The sequence below is a fragment of the Spirillospora sp. CA-294931 genome, from assembly GCF_050946795.1.
Lineage (GTDB): Bacteria > Actinomycetota > Actinomycetes > Streptosporangiales > Streptosporangiaceae > Spirillospora.
On record NZ_CP192006.1, the window covers coordinates 6,761,994 to 6,779,485 of the forward strand.

General features: G+C 69.1%; 18 protein-coding genes. 5 read left to right on the forward strand and 13 right to left on the reverse strand.

The window, feature by feature from the left end; all coding sequences use genetic code 11:
* Positions 1-52 precede the first annotated feature (52 nt).
* A complete protein-coding gene (locus tag ACQPY4_RS30490; RefSeq protein ID WP_433326678.1) occupies positions 53-472 on the reverse strand; it encodes an HIT family protein in 420 nt (139 codons plus the stop codon).
* A 69-nt stretch (positions 473-541) separates the two neighbouring features.
* On the opposite strand from ACQPY4_RS30490, the gene ACQPY4_RS30495 reads away from it, so the two are divergent.
* Both ACQPY4_RS30495 and ACQPY4_RS30500 read left to right on the forward strand, forming a co-directional pair.
* Positions 542-1,486, forward strand: coding sequence for an ATP-binding cassette domain-containing protein (locus ACQPY4_RS30495; RefSeq protein WP_433326680.1), 945 nt, complete (start codon positions 542-544; stop codon positions 1,484-1,486).
* The gene (locus tag ACQPY4_RS30500) at positions 1,483-2,178 is read left to right on the forward strand and encodes a hypothetical protein (RefSeq protein WP_433326682.1); all 696 of its coding nucleotides are present in this window, start codon (positions 1,483-1,485) and stop codon (positions 2,176-2,178) included. The genes ACQPY4_RS30495 and ACQPY4_RS30500 overlap by 4 nt, the downstream gene beginning before the upstream one ends.
* 773 nt (positions 2,179-2,951) lie before the next feature.
* On the opposite strand, the gene ACQPY4_RS30505 is transcribed toward ACQPY4_RS30500, so the two are convergent.
* Positions 2,952-3,344: a winged helix-turn-helix transcriptional regulator gene (locus ACQPY4_RS30505; protein ID WP_433326684.1), complete on the reverse strand. Its 393-nt coding sequence runs from the start codon at positions 3,342-3,344 to the stop codon at positions 2,952-2,954.
* A 118-nt stretch (positions 3,345-3,462) separates the two neighbouring features.
* Between ACQPY4_RS30505 and ACQPY4_RS30510 the strand changes: the two genes are divergently transcribed.
* Positions 3,463-4,308 carry an NAD(P)H-binding protein gene (locus ACQPY4_RS30510; RefSeq protein WP_433326686.1) on the forward strand — a complete coding sequence of 282 codons (846 nt, stop codon included), beginning with the start codon at positions 3,463-3,465 and terminating at the stop codon, positions 4,306-4,308.
* Positions 4,309-5,011: 703 nt separating this feature from the next.
* On the opposite strand, the gene ACQPY4_RS30515 is transcribed toward ACQPY4_RS30510, so the two are convergent.
* From ACQPY4_RS30515 to rlmN, 3 genes are all read right to left on the reverse strand, one after another.
* Positions 5,012-5,767: a DUF1963 domain-containing protein gene (locus ACQPY4_RS30515; RefSeq protein ID WP_433326688.1), complete on the reverse strand. Its 756-nt coding sequence runs from the start codon at positions 5,765-5,767 to the stop codon at positions 5,012-5,014.
* 190 nt (positions 5,768-5,957) lie between these two features.
* Positions 5,958-6,458: a DivIVA domain-containing protein gene (locus tag ACQPY4_RS30520; RefSeq protein ID WP_433326690.1), complete on the reverse strand. Its 501-nt coding sequence runs from the start codon at positions 6,456-6,458 to the stop codon at positions 5,958-5,960.
* A 48-nt stretch (positions 6,459-6,506) separates the two neighbouring features.
* Positions 6,507-7,625, reverse strand: a complete 1,119-nt coding sequence (gene rlmN / locus ACQPY4_RS30525) for a 23S rRNA (adenine(2503)-C(2))-methyltransferase RlmN (protein ID WP_433326692.1) — start codon at positions 7,623-7,625, stop codon at positions 6,507-6,509.
* A gap of 314 nt (positions 7,626-7,939) precedes the next feature.
* Between rlmN and ACQPY4_RS30530 the strand changes: the two genes are divergently transcribed.
* Positions 7,940-8,767 carry a suppressor of fused domain protein gene (locus tag ACQPY4_RS30530; RefSeq protein WP_433326694.1) on the forward strand — a complete coding sequence of 276 codons (828 nt, stop codon included), beginning with the start codon at positions 7,940-7,942 and terminating at the stop codon, positions 8,765-8,767.
* A 74-nt stretch (positions 8,768-8,841) separates the two neighbouring features.
* Here the strand turns inward: ACQPY4_RS30530 and ACQPY4_RS30535 are convergent, their stop codons facing one another.
* From ACQPY4_RS30535 to rpsB, 7 genes are all read right to left on the reverse strand, one after another.
* Positions 8,842-9,438: a dihydrofolate reductase family protein gene (locus ACQPY4_RS30535; protein WP_433326696.1), complete on the reverse strand. Its 597-nt coding sequence runs from the start codon at positions 9,436-9,438 to the stop codon at positions 8,842-8,844.
* A gap of 102 nt (positions 9,439-9,540) precedes the next feature.
* On the reverse strand, positions 9,541-10,896 hold the full coding sequence (locus ACQPY4_RS30540; protein WP_433326698.1) for an FAD-binding oxidoreductase: 1,356 nt from the start codon (positions 10,894-10,896) through the stop codon (positions 9,541-9,543).
* A 159-nt stretch (positions 10,897-11,055) separates the two neighbouring features.
* Positions 11,056-12,030: a phosphatidate cytidylyltransferase gene (locus tag ACQPY4_RS30545; protein WP_433326700.1), complete on the reverse strand. Its 975-nt coding sequence runs from the start codon at positions 12,028-12,030 to the stop codon at positions 11,056-11,058.
* A complete protein-coding gene (frr, locus tag ACQPY4_RS30550; RefSeq protein ID WP_433326702.1) occupies positions 12,030-12,587 on the reverse strand; it encodes a ribosome recycling factor in 558 nt (185 codons plus the stop codon). Before frr ends, ACQPY4_RS30545 begins: the two co-directional genes overlap by 1 nt.
* Before the next feature lie 63 nt (positions 12,588-12,650).
* Entirely contained in the window at positions 12,651-13,430 is a 780-nt protein-coding gene (gene pyrH, locus ACQPY4_RS30555) for a UMP kinase (protein ID WP_433326704.1), read from the reverse strand.
* A gap of 61 nt (positions 13,431-13,491) precedes the next feature.
* Positions 13,492-14,328 carry a translation elongation factor Ts gene (gene tsf, locus ACQPY4_RS30560; RefSeq protein WP_433326706.1) on the reverse strand — a complete coding sequence of 279 codons (837 nt, stop codon included), beginning with the start codon at positions 14,326-14,328 and terminating at the stop codon, positions 13,492-13,494.
* Between the two features lie 84 nt (positions 14,329-14,412).
* Positions 14,413-15,423 (reverse strand): 30S ribosomal protein S2, encoded by a 1,011-nt coding sequence (gene rpsB, locus ACQPY4_RS30565; protein ID WP_433326708.1) that lies wholly within the window; start codon positions 15,421-15,423, stop codon positions 14,413-14,415.
* A gap of 398 nt (positions 15,424-15,821) precedes the next feature.
* On the opposite strand from rpsB, the gene ACQPY4_RS30570 reads away from it, so the two are divergent.
* Positions 15,822-16,388: a M23 family metallopeptidase gene (locus ACQPY4_RS30570; RefSeq protein ID WP_433326710.1), complete on the forward strand. Its 567-nt coding sequence runs from the start codon at positions 15,822-15,824 to the stop codon at positions 16,386-16,388.
* Between the two features lie 129 nt (positions 16,389-16,517).
* Here ACQPY4_RS30570 and ACQPY4_RS30575 read toward each other — a convergent pair whose 3' ends face one another.
* A complete protein-coding gene (locus ACQPY4_RS30575; RefSeq protein WP_433326712.1) occupies positions 16,518-17,423 on the reverse strand; it encodes a tyrosine recombinase XerC in 906 nt (301 codons plus the stop codon).
* Positions 17,424-17,492 lie beyond the last annotated feature (69 nt).

Consider the following 17,492-nt stretch of genomic DNA (forward strand, 5'->3'; position numbering starts at 1 on the left):
ACCGGCCCGAGCCGCGCCCTGGACGTCCTCGGACCAGCCGACCGAATGGGCCTCATTCCGTCGCGGTCACGGCGTCGCGCAGGCGGCTGGCGTAGTCCGCGGCCTCGGCGTCCGACTCGTATTTCTGGCGGGGCCAGAAGAAGCCGCGAAGGCCGTCCTTGCGGTTCCGAGGGACGACGTGGACGTGCAGATGCGGGACGCTCTGGCTGATGCGATTGTTCATCGCGACGAACGACCCGGCCGCGTCCAGCACGGACTCCATCGCGCTCGCCAGGCGCCGCGCGTGCGTGAAGAGCGGGCCGACCTGGCCCTCAGGCAGATCGGGAAGCGTCTCGAAGTGCTCGCGGGGCACCAGGAGCGTGTGGCCCTTGAACAGCGGACGCGTGTCCAGGAACGCCATCGCGTCCGGAACGTCGAGCACGACGTGCGCGGGGACCTCGCCCTTGATGATCTCGCAGAAGACGCAACCCATGGAGCGCATTGTTCCGCAGTCGCGCCCTAACGGCCCCCTTACGACGTGATCACTACCCTCCGGATGGCCATGCGACTGGAAAGCGTTGCCTTCCGCTACAACCGACGCGGCCCCTGGGTCCTCCGGGACATCTCGCTGTCCTTGCCGAGGGGCCACATCACCGAGGTGACCGGACGAAACGGCGCGGGCAAGTCAACGCTGCTCCGCGTCCTGGCCGGGCTGCGCGGCCCCACCCGGGGCACCATCGTGGGCCGTCCCGCCTCGGTGGGCTATGCCCCCGAACGCTTCCCCACCGACCAGCCCTTCACGGTGGACGCCTACCTCTCGCACATGGCCGCCATGCGCGGAGTTCCCTCGTCCAACATCGCCGCCTGGACCGAACGACTCGGCTTGTCCCACCTCCGAGGAACCAAACTCGCCGAACTCTCCAAAGGCAGCGCCCAGAAGGTCGGCCTGGCCCAGGCCCTCCTGGCGAACCCCGAGATCCTGATCCTGGACGAACCCTTCGCCGGTCTGGACGCCACGACCCGCGACGTCCTCCCCGTACTCATCACCGAACTCGCCGACAACGGCACCACGATCGTCGTAAGCGACCATCAGCGCTGCATAGAAGCGCTCCCCGGCGTCAGCCACATCCGAGTAGCCGAAGGCACCGCCTTCCTCGTCCCGTCCCAACCCAAAGCAACCAGCCGCCCGTTGACCACTCCCCCAAATGCGGTGCAGACCCACGAAGCCACAACCAGGCCGCAGCAAGCTCCGCAGGCGAAGGCGAGCACTCATCGACAGGAACCAAGCACCAAGCACAGCGCCCCGCTAAAACCGGAGACATCTCAGGGGCGCGCCAGCGAGTGCTCGTCGGAGTCTCCCGCGAATCCGGTCACCAGGCAGGACGAGGCCTCACCGTCACCCAACGGTCGGATCGTCGTGTTGGAAGTCATGGTCGGAGCCCATGAGGTCGAAGAGCTTGAGGCCAGATTGCGGACGGATGGATACCGCGTTCGGAGGCAAGCGTGATCGCCCTAGCCCGGTTCCAGATCTCGGGATACCTGCGGTCGCTACGCGCACTGCCTCCCCTGATCGTCGTGATATTGATCGTGACTTTGGTGCTATTTCAGGGCGGCGGAGCGAGCGGCAGCGACCAGGCAAAGCTCGCCGTCGGGACGTTGGGAGACGTTCCGGCGTTCATGTTCCCGGTCTGGGCCTGGGCGGCCCGAGGGCTGCTTGATTCGCAACCAGACGAGCAGCGCGCGCTCTCGGCGACCGCGCTCGGCGCGCGCACATCCTCAGCACTGGCGGGACTGCTGGCCGCCTACGCGATCAATCTGGGCCTCGGAGCCATCGCCCTCGGAGTCCCAGTGATTCACGCGGCCTCCTCCAGCGTCAGCGCAAGCGCGATCCTCGCATGTGTCGCTCTGAACCTGCTGGTCGCGGGCGCGGCGACACTCCTGGGCGCCTGGACGAGCAGAGCGATCGTCCCGGCACCCGGTACATCACTGCTGGCGCTGCTGGGTGGAGCCACAGCCATCCTGGTCCTCAGCCTGGGCCCAGGCGTGTGGCTCTCGGTACCAATGATCGACTGGATCAAGGCAGCCCACGACGGCCCCAGCGCGTTCACCGACGCCTTCCCTGCGCTGGCCGGGCACGTCCTGCTCTGGACCACCGTGGTCGGCACGGCCTACCTCCTGGTACGCCGAACCCGAGCCTGAGCGAAGTCAGCCCCGTCGGACGAGCCCAAGCCCGGCCAACGCTCCGAAACACCCAGCCCCAAAGCGGCCAGGACCACCCACGAATGAGCCCGCACACTACCTCGGACCCGACGCCCAGACCGCCCCAAGCCAGGCAACCGCCAAGCCCACAACGACGCCACAACCACACCGTCCCGTCGGTTCTAGAACCACCGAACGCGCTCGATGCCTAGACGGACGTCCTCAACCACCTGAGGGCGCTCACGATCGCCCACGCCAGCCATAACCGCGAGAACCGGCGCCCAGAGAACCCGGGCCCGTCCACCTGCCTGGGGGTGCCATCGGGGGGCGATCGCGGTGTGCACGGCGGGCCCCTCGACCGGGGCGCGCACGGCGACGCGGACGCATTGGGGGCGGCGGATGGCGGTCGCCCGAAACCTCGCGCGCGGTGATGGACCGCTCCGGACGACAACCGGGACGCCGCCCAGGTAAGAAGGGGCGCCGTAGCGTCTTGGCCGCGGCACCCTCGCCGTAACGGCCTGGCCGCGGCACCCTCGCCGTAGCGCCCTCGCCGTAGCGCCCTCGCCGTAGCGCCCTCGCCGTAGCGCCCTCGCCGTAGCGCCCTCGCCGTAGCGCCCTCGCCGTAGCGCCCTCGCCGTAGCGGCCTCGCCGTAGCGGCCTCGCCGTAGCGGCCTCGCCGTGGCGGGTTGGCCGTGGCGCCCTCGCCGTGGCGGGTTGGCCGTGGCGCTCTTGGCTGCCAGTGAACGTTCGACGCCCTCCGCGTTCTGCTGCCTCTAACCGGCCGAAGCGTTGTCGTAGTCGCGCCGGGCCAGATCGACCTGGTCGAGGTGGTCGGCGGCCCAGTCGGCGAGGTGAGCGAACAGCGGGGCGAGGCTGCGGCCGAGTTCGCTGATCTCGTACTCGACGCGGGGTGGGACCTCGGGGTGGTACGTGCGCACGACCAGGCCGTCGCGTTCGAGCTGGCGCAGGCGCTGGGTGAGCACCTTCGGGGTGATCGTGTTGATCCGCCGCTGCAGTTCGACGAAGCGCTGCCGACCGTGCCGGTCGAGGGTCCACAGGATCGGGGTCGTCCAACGGCTGAACACGATGTCCACCACCGGGGCAATCGGGCAGGCCTGCTCTGCGTCGGTCGGTGTGGTCGCGGCCTTCCACGTTGCGTGGCCCATGCGGATGCCCCCTGGGATAGTCACTTTCCTCTAGGTACCTACTATATCCAGGATGTTAGCGTCGCCTGCGTTACGGACAGACCGCCAGATCGAGCGGATGAACGGCAGGAGACCGACCATGATCGTTGTTACTGGAGCCACCGGAAACACCGGGCGCTCACTCGTGCGGGCGCTCGCGACTGCGGGCGAGAAGGTGACCGCCACGTCCCGGAACATCGCGGAATTGGACGTGCCCGAGGGTGTCGCGTTTCGGCGAGCGGACTTGGCCGACGCTGAGAGCCTGCGCCCGGTGTTTGACGGCGCCAACGCCCTGTTTCTGCAGAACGGCGGTGCCAGTGCTCACACCCTGAACGTCAGCGACATCCTCGATGCGGCCAAGGCCAGCGGTATCGAGCGAGTGGTGCTGTTGTCCTCTCTGGGAGTGGCAACCCGGCCGGAGTCGCCCTCGCACGGAGTACTGGGACTGTCCATCGAGGAGGCCGTGCGAGGGTCGGGCCTTGACTGGACGATTCTGCGGCCCGGCAATTTCGACTCCAACACCTACGCCTGGGTCACGTCGGTGCGTGCCCAGCGGACCGTCGTCGCCCCGTTCGCCGACGTCGGCCTGCCGGCCATCGACCCGGGCGACATCGCAGAGGTCGCGGCTGCGGCACTGCGCAAGAACGGCCACGCCGGGCAGATCTATGAGCTGACCGGCCCCGCCCCGGTGAGGCCTCGGGAGCAGGCCGAGGCGATCGGCGCTGCGCTTGGCGAGCCGATCCGGTTCGTGGATCAGACCCCGGACCAGGCGCGGGCCCAGATGCTGAACTTCATGCCCGCGGACGTGGTGGAGACGACCCTGGCCATCCTGGGCACGCCCACCCCGGCGGAGCGGAGGGTCAGCCCAGATGTCGAGAAGGTGCTGGGCCGAGCACCCCGCACATACGCCGACTGGGCCCGCGCCAACGTCGCCGCCTTCCGCTGATCAGCACACTCGATGACGCCGCGAGTCGGGGAGATTCAGGTGTGCTCGTAGTCGGCTCTCCGGGCGTAGGCGTCGGGCAGAGGTCGCGTCTCCACGTAGGCGCTCAACGCGTAGTCGTGGTTGTCCCAGAATCCCGTTCAGTCGAGGTCCGCGAAGACACCGTCACGAAACCCACCAGATATGAGCAGACCCCTTATGCACGGTGCTGCACCGTACCGAGACGCCCCCGGAAGCCGTCCGCTCATGCCGCGAACCGTGGGCGCGTAGCTGAGCCCTAACCCCATTCGGGGAAGGACGTAGCTCGTGGGCAATAGCCGACCCTTCGGAGCTCGGCCGCAAAGAGCGCGGGCGTGCAACACCGTTGGACGTCGGGGAATGGCTCTGTGTGCGCGCTCAGGAGGATGGTGTCCGGGGCGGCTTCATGTGGCAGGCCCACGAGCGGGTTGACGGCGTGGGCAGGGAGCGCCTTGGCGGCTTCTCGTGGGTGGACGATTGGGGCTGGTGGACGTGCGGCTGGGGCGAACGTAGGCGGGTGGGGGTTTGGGCGGGTGGGGGTTTGGGCGGGTGGGGGTTTGGGTGGGTGGGGGTTTGGGTGGGTGGGGTTTAGATGGGTGGGGTTTAGATGGGCGGGGTTTAGATGGGCGGGGTTTAGATGGGCGGGGTTTAGATGGGCGGGGTTTAGATGGGCGGGGTTTAGGTGGGATTAGGACTGGAGGGTGAGGTGGGCGGATTCGAGGGGGGCGTCTTGGTGGGTGTGGAAGAAGACGCGGCCTGGGTCGCCCCAGTGCCAGTTCAGGCGGCGGTCGGAGTCGAGTTGGAGGACGAGTCTGAGGTCTTCGGCGGGGTCGGGGGCGGGGTGGGATTGGGGAGAGTCGACCAGGACGGGCCAGCCTCCTAGTTGGTGGACGGGGGTGTCGTCGGGCCAGACGTGCTGGAGCCAGGCGGCGTGAAGTTGTTCGTAGACCGAAAGCGTGCCGCTGTAGGTTTCCTCGAGATCGCTCATGGCCTGTTCTTGGGGCGATGGGAGCGACAGGAAGAGTTCGGCGCCCAGCTTGCAGGCGGGTGGCGTCTTCGCGCCTTCGGGGAGCGGGGTTTCGACCAGGTCGCCGGTGAAGACGCGCCAGCCTTCGTGATCGCCGGGTTCGTCGCCCCAGGGGCGGGACGGGCCGCCCGCGCAGTAGTAGAAGGCGGCCCTGCCCTCAGTGGGCAGACCCGGGACGTCGGGCAGGGCGGAGAAGTCGACCGCCGCGAGGAAGTCGAGCGGACGGTCTTGCCACATGGGCCAGGGCTCGCCGGGTGGGAGCAGCGGGTCACCGCCCAGCCGGACCGTGGTCTCGCCTTCGGCGCCCAGCCGGACGGCGGGACGGGCCAGCGCGAGCAGCGCCGCGATGACTTCAGGGGCGAAGAAGACACCGAAGAGGGTGTGCAGCCGTTGGCGCTGCGCCGCGAAGTGATCCATGTCACGTAGCGTGGCGCGCCCGGCGCCCGAACGCCAGCCCCCAGCGTGATCTGTGGATAACTCTCGGCGCGTTCTGGCGATCTTTCCGGGACGCGATGCCCCCGAAGGGGCCGGTTCACGCCCTGTGGTGCAGGCCTCTGCGAGACCGCTCCGCAAATGGCGTCGTTTCGCCTGGGTTCGTGGCCTGTGTTCAGCGGCGTTCGAGCGCTCCGGCGAACTGGACGAGGAAGACGTCGACCTCGCGTTCGTCGTACGCGGGGCCGAAGCGGGTGATGCGGAACGCGCTTTCGCGGACGTCCTGGGCGGTCACGGGCGGGGCCGTGCCGCGCAGGCCCTCGACGACGCGGTCCAGGAACGCGTCGACGTCGCGGACGTCGTAGCCGGGGCGGATCCCTGAGCCCGGGAACTTCGCGTCGTGGATCCAGCCGATCAGCCAGCCGGGATGCACCCGGGGACGTCCCACGCGCCGCCCGATCGGCGCCGAGGCCTGAAGTTCGCGGATGCGTTCGCGGAGGAGTTCGTCCACGTGGCGTGGTTCGTAGCCCCGTAGGACGATGTCGAACCGGATCTCGCGCACCTGCTCGGGGGTCAGCTCCCTGGTCCCGATCCGGCCGAGGACGGAGTCTACCTGGGCGCGGTCATATCCCCGCAGGGCCACGGGGAGGCGCACTCCCGGGTCTTTCGCGGGCACCGGAGGCCCCTTCGGGCTCCGCCGTCTGACGCCGCTCGTCCTGGCTCCTCAGTCCTTGGTCGCCGCGGCCAGCTGGCCGCAAGCGCCATCGATCTCCCGCCCCCGGGTGTCGCGGACCGTGACGGCCACGCCGTGGGCCTCCAGGCGCCGGACGAACTCGCGCTCGTCCTCGGGCCGCGAGGCGGTCCACTTGGAACCCGGGGTCGGATTCAACGGGATCAGATTGACGTGAACCAGGTGGTCGCGCAAGAGCCTGCCGAGAAGGTCGGCGCGCCAGGACTGATCGTTGATGTCCTTGATCAGCGCGTATTCGATGGAGACCCGGCGTCCCGAGCGGTCGGCGTAGGCCCAGGCGGCGTCCAGGACCTCGGCGACCTTCCAGCGGTTGTTGACGGGGACGAGCTCGTCCCGCAGCTCGTCATCGGGGGCGTGGAGCGACAGCGCCAGGCGGACGGACATGTCCTCGGCCGCGAGCTTTTCAATGGCCGGGACCAGCCCCACAGTGGACACGGTCACCGAACGCTGGGAGATGCCCAGCCCGGCGGGGGCGGGGTCGGTGATGCGCCGCACCGCGCCCATGACGGCCTTGTAGTTGGCCAGGGGCTCGCCCATGCCCATGAAGACGATGTTGGAGACCCGTCCGGGCCCTCCCGCGACGCGTCCCGAGGCCATCGCGCGCGCGCCCGCGGCGACCTGTTCGACGATCTCGGCCGTGGACAGGTTGCGGGTCAGGCCCGCCTGGCCGGTGGCGCAGAAGGGGCAGTTCATTCCGCAGCCCGCCTGGGACGACACGCACATCGTGGCCCGATCGGGGTAGCGCATCAGCACCGACTCGAACAGGACGCCGTCGAATGCCTTCCACACGGTCTTGAGGGTCTTGCCCCCGTCACAGCCCAGTTCCCTTATGGGAGTGAGCAGGGTCGGCAGCAGCTCAGACGTGAGGCGGTCACGAACGGCGGCGGGGAGGTCGGTCATCTCGGCCGGGTCGGCGACCAGGCGCGTGAAGTAGTGGCGGGAGAGCTGGTCGGCGCGGAACGCCTTCTCTCCCAGCTCGATCACGGCCTCCCGGCGCTCGGCGGCGGTGAGGTCGGCGAGGTGGCGCGGAGGCTTACCCCGGCGCGGGGCGGCGAAGACGAGCTTGGCCGGCGTCTTCTTGGTGTCAGACATGGTCCTACCAGTGTCGCAAACCCCAGCGGGTGCCTGAGCCCCCGGCTAAGGTCTCGACCATGCCGGTAATGCGCAGAGCGCCCGTAATCGCGCGAAACGAGATCAGCCCTTACGGGAGCCGTCGCCTCGTCATGGAGACCGACGGCGGCGCGACCGTGGCCTATCTCAAGGATGCTCAGGACGCGGTTATCGGGGCGGTGTGGGTCGCCAACCACAGGGCGGCTCCCCAAGAGGTCGATCTGGCCCGGCTCGGCAGCGGCTCGGCCCCCCTTATGCCTGCCTCACACGTCCGTTCCCCGGAGGGGCGTGGCCCTTTGGAAGCGCTAGAGGTCGTGTGGTTCGAGGAAGGCGACGGGGTGGCGGTCCTGGAGGCGGGCGACCCCCTCTGCGTGATCCCCGGGTGGGCCGACATTGACCGCGGTATCCCCGGCTACAGCAGGGACGCCCTACGCCAGAGCCCGTTCGCCTTCCCGCTGGCGGACGAGATCGACGATCTTCGTCCCCGTATCAAGCGAGCCCGCGATCACTGGAGAGTGTGCAGTGCCGAGGGGTCATGGGCTGACTACCAGCAGTCCGTCCTAGGACACCTCCTGCACCGCCTAGGGCCGGGCGGGCAGTATTGGCACGACGTTGGACGCCAGTCTCCGACCGTCGGCGTCTCCGAACGCCCGGCGCGGAAGGGGCGGGAGTACTCCGTCCTGAGCACCGTCGGAATGAGCCGCCAGCCCATGCCGGGTGGGTCCACGCGTATCGAGTTGGCGATGGCCACCACCATCCCCAGCCAGGGGCTGGGCAAGCTGTTCGCATGGATAGGCCCGCGCCCATGGCGCTCGGTGAGCTCGTTCGCGTCCGGGGACGTCGTGGGCTGGCCCCGTGACGGGGACCCGTTCCCCATACCGTCCCGCGAAGGCGTGCTTCTGCTGGACGACCCGAACCTGCTCGAAGGCCCCGATGTCCCCGACCTCGGCGGCCTCTCCCAGGACGGCGACGACGTGCGCTGGCTCTGGATGGTGCCCATCACGGCCGAGGAATGCCGCTACGCCACGAGCGAGGGCACGGACGCCCTGATACACCGCCTGACCCGCCAGGGCCGTTCCTGGCTCGTCTCAGACGGCACCGCGAGCGACGAGGGCACCGCCTAGCTAACGGCGCGGGGAGCGCCAGAGTGCGCCCCAGCCGACGGCTGTCAAACCATGCCCGGCGAACGATCAGTGGCTCACCCGCTGGCCCGTGCACTCAGCGGAGACGCGTTGGCAGGCCGGGTGGGGTGGTAGCGCACGTTCACGACCGACGTCGGGTCGTCTTCACCGACCCGGTGCAGGAGGATCGGCGCACTGCCGGGGACGTCGTAGAGGCGGATGCCGTCGCCGAGCAGGATCGGTGCGATGTGCAGGTCGATCTCGTCGATCAGTCCCAATTCGAGAAGCTGACGTCCGATGGTGGGCGAGAACACCTCGAGGTTCTTGCCCCCGGCTGCCTCCAGCCCGATCCGCACCGCCTCGGCCGGGCCGCAGTTCAGGAACGTGACGTCGTCGGCGGGCGTGGCGTCCTCGGGGTGGTGGGTGAGCACGAAGATCGGTCCCTTCCAGTCGCTGCCATACGGGCGGCTGTCACCCGAGACGTCCCAGCCACTCCGGCCTCCGAGTACGGCCCCCGTAGTCCGGACGTACTCGTCCTCCAGGCCCGGACGGGCGGAGATCCCGGTGCTCATCCAGTCCATCGCGTGGTCCGGCCCTGCCACGAAGCCGTCCAGCGACATCGTGAAGTGCCAAAGGACCTTCCCCTCTGCGGTCTGCGGCTCGGTGTCGTTCATTTTTCGCCTCCTGCGATCTGGTTGCGGTTTGTGACTTTGCGACGCCCTGCGCACCCGCCTGACCGATCTGGAACCGGCCGGGGCTCCGACGGCGGCGGCACGTCACTGTGTCGGGCGGATGTTCTGGTTCAGGTGGAACACGTTGGCCGGGTCGTAGGCGTCCTTCAGAGTGGTCAGCCGGGCGAGCTTCTCGGCCGAGTACGCCCGCCGCACCCCGCGCCGTCCCTCGGCCAACTCGTCCGCCATCAGCGAGTTGACGTAGATCCCGCTCGCGTACGGTGCCAGGGACGCTCCAGCGGCGCGGGCGGCGCCCATCCTGGCCGCGTCCTCGGCCGGATCGCTCCAGCGGGAGCCGGCACCGAACTCGAACATCGTGCCGCGCTGGCTGAACGCGGCGTCCGCGTCCGGGACGTCGTCGATCGCGCCGCCGTGCGCCTGGAGATCGACACTCGGCAGATGCGGGCTCGCGCTCAGGTCGCTGCCGCCGCGCAACAGGAACGCCTCGATCGCCGCCGTCGGGAATCGCCGCAGGTGGTGGCCATTGGAGTAGCGGCGGTAGGCATGGCCGCCGGTGGAGTCGTAGCGTTGCTGGAGTTCCAGGTAGGACGGTGTGGTGACGCGTGAGGCCAGGGGACGCCCCAGCGCCCGCATCGCCGGGAGCAGGCGCCGCCCCTCGTCCGGGTCGCCGACCCAGACGAACCCCACCGTGGCGATCGGGCCGGTCGGGCGGCTGGCGACATCGGCGGTGAACGTCGCCTCTCGGGGCGCGACGGCGTTCAGGTCGCGCCAGCCCTCGATGACCGGGACGGCGTCCTCGGCGCGGAAGTCGAACTCGGCGACCAGCGTCCGCGTCCCGGTGCGATGCAGCTGGAACTCGAACTCGGTGACGATGCCGAAGTTGCCGCCCCCGCCCCGCAGGCCCCAGAACAGGTCGGGGTTCTCGGCGCGACTCGCGGTGACCACCTCGCCCGCGGCGGTGACCACCGTGTAGGAGAGGACGTTGTCGCAGGTCAGGCCGTGCTGGCGGGCCAGCCAGCCCATGCCGCCACCGAGGGTGAGCCCCCCGACGCCGGTGTGCGAGACGTTCCCCGCGGTGGTGGCCAGGCCGTATGCCTGCGACGCCCGGTCCAGGGCACCGAGCAGCGCGCCGCCCTGGACCCTGGCCCGGCGACGCACCGGGTCGACCTGGACACCACCCATGGACGTCAGGTCGATCATGAGACCCCCGTCCGGGACGGCGAACCCGGCGGCGTTGTGGCCACCGCAGCGCACCCCGATCTCCAGGTCCTGCTCCCGGGCCATCCGCACGGCGGCGACCACGTCGGCCACGCCCGCCGCACGGACGATCATGCGTGGACGCCGGTCGATCATGGCGTTCCAGACGGTGCGGGCGCTGTCGTAGCCGATGTCGCCGGGCACGAGGACCTGGCCGTCGAAGCGAGTCGCTGTCGTTGTCATGCCCTCAGCCTGACCGGAATCGGTACCCTCTTTAAGGTCCGATTCTGCGGGCGAATAGAGGGCCGATTTAGGTCGCTGCGAACGCGGCGCTCAGGGCGGCGTCGAGCCGCACGCGGCACGCCCGCAGGGGCGGCCCCGAATGGCAGGCGCCGTGAGTGACTAGGGCGAAGGGGTGAACAGTTCCAGGAGGAGCCACACAACGGGGGCGGTGGCGATCAGGGAGTCGAGGCGGTCCATGACGCCGCCGTGCTCGGGGAGCAGCGTCCCCATGTCCTTGATGCCGAGATCACGCTTGAGCATGGACTCGATCAGGTCGCCCACCGTGGCGATCACGACCACGGCCAGGCCGACGATCGCGCCCTGCCAGGCGTGGCCGTCGTCCATGAGCCACCACACCAGCCAGGCGCCCACCGCCATACAGGTCAGGGCGGAGCCGGTGAAGCCTTCCCAGGTCTTCTTGGGGCTGATGGTAGGCGCGAGCTTGTGCCTGCCAAGGAACGTCCCGGCGAAATAGCCGCCGATGTCGCTGGCCACCGTGGTGGCGACGAAGATGGTGATGCGGTGGTCGCCGTCGTCCGGCCGTAGGAGCAGGGCCACGACCCCGCCCATGAGCACCAGGTACCCGGCGCTGAACACGCCTGCGGTGACGTCCCGTACGTAACCGTCGGCGGGACCGTCCGCCATCCGCCAGATCAGCACAGCAAGAACGGTCAGCGCGATGGCCGCGACAAGCGCGCGCGGGCCCCAGGCGTAGGTGACGAGCGGCGCGCCGATCATGCCGACGGCGAGGGGGATCTGCGGGACGCGGACGTCACGCGTTCTGAAGGCCCCGGTCAGCTCGCGCAGCCCGAGGAACAGGAACAGCACCATGACGCCAAGGAAGATGGCCTTCACGGTGTAGAGCGAAATCAGAACCAGTGCGCCGAGAGACGCCCCGACGCCCACGGCGATCGGGAGGTTGCGCCCCGACTTCTTGGGCGGCGCCTCGGGCTCGGGCTCGACCGCGTCCGGTGCCTCGGGCTCGACCTCGCTGGACGCCGCGATCGGGCGGGCGTCCTCTACGGGGGCACCGGACACCGCGGCTTCCGGCTCATCCGGGGAGCCCGGGGGCTCCCCGGTGTCGTCGAGTCTCATCAAACCTCGAGCAGCTCAGCCTTCTTGTGCTCGAGAAGCTCGTCGATCTGCGCCACGTACCGGTGGGTGGTGTCGTCGAGTTCCTTCTCGGCACGCCGGACCTCGTCCTCGCCGACCTCGCCGTCCTTGGCGAGCTTGTCGAGGGTGTCCTTGGCACGCCGGCGGATGTTGCGGATGGAGATCTTGCTGTCCTCCGCCTTGGTGCCCGCGACCTTGATGAACTCCCGGCGGCGCTCCTCGGACAGGTCGGGGAAGACCACCCGGATGACGTTGCCGTCGTTGGTGGGGTTCACACCGAGGTCACTGTCGCGGATCGCCCTCTCGACGGCCTGCATCGAGGACTTGTCGAAGACCTGAACGATGACCATCCGCGGTTCGGGGAGGCTGAACGACGCCAGCTGGTTGATCGGCGTCGGCGTCCCGTAGTACTCCGCGGTGATCTTGTTGAACATGGCGGGAGAGACCCGGCCGGTGCGGATGGCCTGGAAGTCCTCCTTGGCGACCGCGACCGCCTTCTCCATCTTCTCCTCGGCCTCGAGGAGGGTCTCGTCGATCACTTCGACTCCCGTGTCGTCTGGTCGGCCCTGTGGTCGCCGTCGCCGTACCGCGGCGGCGTTCGGTCAGCGCTCCTCCGGGCTGACCAGCGTGCCGATCTTCTCACCCCGGACGGCCCGGACGATGTTGCCCTGGCCCATCAGGTCGAAGACCACGATCGGCAGAGCATTGTCCATACAGAGGCTGATGGCCGTGGCGTCCATGACCTTCAGGCCTCGCTGTAGAACTTCACCGTATTCCAAACGGTCGAACTTGACCGCGTCAGGATTCTTCCGGGGGTCGGCGTCGTAGACACCGTCGACCTGGGTGGCCTTGAGGACGGCCTCGGCTCCGATTTCCAGCGCGCGCTGGGCGGCGGTGGTGTCGGTGGAGAAGAAGGGCTGGCCGAGACCGGCCCCGAAGATCACCACACGGCCCTTCTCCAGGTGCCGCATGGCGCGCCGCGGGATGTAGGGCTCGGCGACCTGGCTCATGGTGATGGCCGTCTGCACCCGGGTGTCGAGGCCCAGTTTCTCCAGGAAGTCCTGGAGCGCCAGGCAGTTGATCACCGTCCCGATCATGCCCATGTAGTCGGCGCGGCCCCGGTCCATGCCGCGCTCGGCCATCACCGCGCCGCGGAACATGTTGCCGCCGCCGCAGACCACGGCGACCTGCACACCGTCCCGTACGGCCTCGGCGATGGCCTCGGCGACGTGCTGGACGACCTCGGGGTCGATGCCCAGGGGGTCGCCCCCCGCGAACGCCTCGCCCGACAGCTTCAGCAGCACCCGCTTCCAGCCGGTGCCATGGGGACGGTCGGTCGACGACGAGGCCGCCGTTGTGTCTTTCTTGGTGGAATTCGGCACGTCGGCGGCCTCCTCGTTGGCGTCGGGCGTTGGTGGTGAGGGTTCTGTCTCCAGAGTGCCCTCAGGCCTGCCCGACCTTGAAGCGGGCGAAGCGGGTGACCTTCACGCCGGCCTCGTCGAGGACCTTGGCGATCGTCTTCTTGTTCTCCTTGACGAACGCCTGCTCAAGCAGGACGAAGTCGCGGAAGTACGCGTTGACCCGACCCTCGACGATCTTGGGGATGGCCTGCTCGGGCTTGCCTTCGTCGCGGGTGAGCTGCTCGGCGAGAGCGCGCTCCTTCTCGATCGCCTCGGCGGGGATCTCGTCCCGGTTGAGGTACTTGGGGGCCATCGCGGCGATCTGCTGCGCGATGTCCTTGGCGACCTCGGGGTTCTCCTTGTCGAGCTCGACCAGCACGCCGGTGGTCGGGGGCAGCGACGGGTCGGACTTGTGCAGGTAGCTGGCCACGTAGGCGCCCTCGAAGTGGGCGAAGCGGCGCAGCTCCAGCTTCTCGCCGATCTTGGCGCTGTTCTCCTCGATCAGGGCCTGGACGGTCTTGCCCGGCTCGATCTCGGTGCCCAGCAGGGCGGGGCCGTCGGCGGCGCCGCTGGTCAGCGCGAACTTGACCAGGCGGTCGGCCAGCTCGATGAACTGCTCGTTCTTGGCGACGAAGTCGGTCTCGCAGTTCAGCTCGAGGATCGCGCCGTTGCCGGTGCCCTCGAAGTACTCGGCCACCAGGCCGTTGCCGGCGGTGCGCTCGGCGCGCTTGCCGACGTCCTTGGCGCCCTTGAGGCGCAGGATCTCTACGGCCTTCTCGAAGTCGCCCTCGGCCTCGGTAAGGGCGTTCTTACAAGCCATCATGCCGGAGCCGGTCAGCTCACGGAGCCGCTTGACGTCAGCGGCGGTGAAGTTCGCCATCGCTCTCTTCGTCCCTGTGTGGTGTGAGTGAAGACTGGTGGAGGACCGGGCCCCCGAGCCGGACGGCCCGGGGGCTCCGCGTCGTCAGCTCTGGGGAGCCTCGTCGGCCGGGGCGTCGCCCTCGGCCGCGGGGGCGGCGGCCTCTTCGGCCTTCGGGGCCTCTTCGGCCTCGGCCTGGGGAGCCTCTTCCGCAGCGGGGGCCTCGGCGGCTTCCGCAACGGGAGCCTCGGCGGCAGGGGCCTCGGCGGCGGGGACCTCGGGGGCGGCCTCAGCGGCGGCTTCCTCGGCCTTGGGGGCCTCGGCCTGGTCCTTGTTCTCCAGCAGCTCGCGCTCCCACTCGGCCAGCGGCTCGGCGGCGGCACCGGCCTCGGCGGGCTTCTCGTCCCCACCGGACGCGGCACCGGCGCGGGCGATCAGCCCGTCGGCGACGGAGTCGGCGACCACGCGCGTCAGGAGGCTGACGCTGCGGATGGCGTCGTCGTTACCCGGGATCGGGTAGTCGACCTCGTCCGGGTCGCAGTTGGTGTCGAGGATCGCCACAACCGGGATGCCGAGCTTCTTAGCCTCGTTGACCGCGATGTGCTCCTTCTTGGTGTCCACGATCCAGATGGCGCTGGGAACCTTCGCCATGTCGCGGATACCGCCGAGGGTGCGCTCCAGCTTGTCCTTCTCGCGACGCAGCCCGAGCAGCTCCTTCTTGGTCATACCGGAGCCGGCCACGTCGTCGTAGTTGATCTCCTCCAGCTCCTTGAGCCGGGTGAGCCGCTTGTGGACGGTGGAGAAGTTGGTGAGCATGCCGCCCAGCCAGCGCTGGTTGACATACGGCATCCCGACCCGGGTGGCCTGCTCGGCGATGGCCTCCTGGGCCTGCTTCTTGGTGCCGACGAACAGGATCGTGCCGCCGTGCGCGACCGTGGCCTTGACGAACTCGAAGGCGCGGTCGATGTAGGACAGCGACTGCTGCAGGTCGATGATGTAGATGCCGTTACGGTCCGTGAGGATGAACCGCTTCATCTTCGGGTTCCACCGGCGGGTCTGGTGGCCGAAGTGGACGCCGCTCTCGAGGAGCTGCCGCATGGTGACGACGGGTGCCATAGCCCGTGTTCTCCTTGTCTGGCCCGGTGTTCGGGCCATGTCTCGGTTGTCTGCCTAGCGCTCGGACACGGGCCCCACCGTCGGCGTGCGACGGACCGAGAGGCTGTGTCCCACCGGGTCAGATGCAGGTGGCGAGCGAGCGCGTGAATTCGGTCGCTGAGGTGAGTCCCCTCGCGACCGTGCACCAAGTCTATGGGATGTCCGGCGCGCACGTGGAACCAACCGGTCCTGGCGACTCCGAGTGACCGAGGTTTTCCACAATTGCGACCGGTGCTGGTGATGTTGCTGGACGGGGCGGCAGGCTTCCCGGCATGACCGCAGCCATCACCCTTCTCGCCGTCACCATGCTTCACACACCGGCCCCAGGCCCGTGGGCGTGGCCGTTAACCCAACCCCGCGTGGTAAGACCTTTCTCGCCCCCGTCCCAGCCCTGGGGCGCTGGTCACCGGGGCATCGACCTGGCCGCCAACCCCGGCCAGCCCGTCTACGCCGCCGGCCCCGGCCGCGTCTCCTACGCCGCCCGCCTGGCCGGACGCGGCGTGGTAGCGATCACCCACGGCGCGCTGCGCACCACCTATCTGCCGGTTCACCCGACCGTCCGTCCAGGTCTGGACGTGAAAACGGGCGCCCGCATCGGCACCGTGGAGGCATCCGCCCCGCACTGCCTCCAGCCCTGCCTGCACTGGGGCTTGCGCCAGGGAGCCACCTACCTCGACCCGCTGGCCCTGGTGCGGCCCCGAGTAAGGCTCCTCCCCCATTGGACGCCCGCTCCGGCCCCCGCCAGGTCTTCCGAGGTGAGCCTTCGTCGAGACGCCACAACGGCCGGCGGCGGTGCCCTGACCGGCGTCCTCCTCACCTTCGGGGCCCTCTTCGTCTGGCGCCACACCCGTCCCCGCAAACCCCGCCGTCCCCCACCCGGGGTCGTAGACCTGGCCCGAGAACGCCACCTACGCCGCAACCCCTAACCGGGCCCTTTTCCGCACGCATCCTGCACCGGTCGGGCCGAGGCACGTCGGAGGCACCCTGCCCTCTCGTCCCTCGGCCCACCACCACGCGGATTCTTGCGATTTGCCGCGACCGGAGCCGCCCGGATCTCAGGGCTCGATACCTCGCGGGTGGGCCTGGCGGTGTACTTGCTTGAGCCTGTCAGCCGACACGTGGGTGTAGAGCTGCGTGGTCTGCAATGAGGCGTGACCAAGGATCTCTTGGACGCTGCGAAGATCGGCTCCGCCCTCCAGGAGATGGGTGGCAGCGCTGTGCCGGAGCCCGTGGGGACTGACGTCCGGCACCTCCCCGACCTCCTCGATCCGAGAGTGGACGATCCGCCGGGCCGTAGTCGGGTGCAACCGCCCACCCCGCACGCCCAGAAACAGCGCGGCCCCGCTCACCTCGGTTGCCAGCGCGGGACGTCCACGCCGAAGCCAGTCCTGGACCGCGCGTACGGCGGGCTCCCCCATGGGAACGGTCCGCTCCTTGTCGCCTTTCCCCAGGACACGGGCCGTGCGGCGTCCGGTGTCCAGGTCATCGATATCCAGACCGCACAACTCGCTCACCCGGACACCGGTTCCGTACAGGACCTCAAGAACCGCCAAATCACGCAGCCCGATCGGGCCCTCGACGTCCACCTCGTCCATCAACCGTGCGGCCTCGTCCTGCGCGAGCACATGAGGCAGTGCCCGGGGGCGCTTCGGCGTACCCAGCAGGGGACCAGGATCAGGTGAGAGCAGTCCCTTGCGATGCAGAAATGCCGTGAAAGCCCGTGCCGCCGCAGTGCGCCGCGCCAGCGTGGCCCGAGATCGTCCCAGCGCATGCTGCCTCGCCAGCCACCCCCGCAGGACGCCGACGTCCAATCCGGACGGCTCGGCGACCCCGACCAGCTCCGCATAGGCATGCAGATCCCGGAGGTCACCCAGATAAGCCCGCAAGGTATGCGCCGAGACCCCGCGCTCCGCGGCCAAATGCCGCTCGAACTCCCCCACGACCTCATCCCAGGCGCTCACGCCACCAACCTCCCCACCCACGCCTCCAAAAACAAGCACCCACCATCTCGGGAGGCGACCGACCCAAGA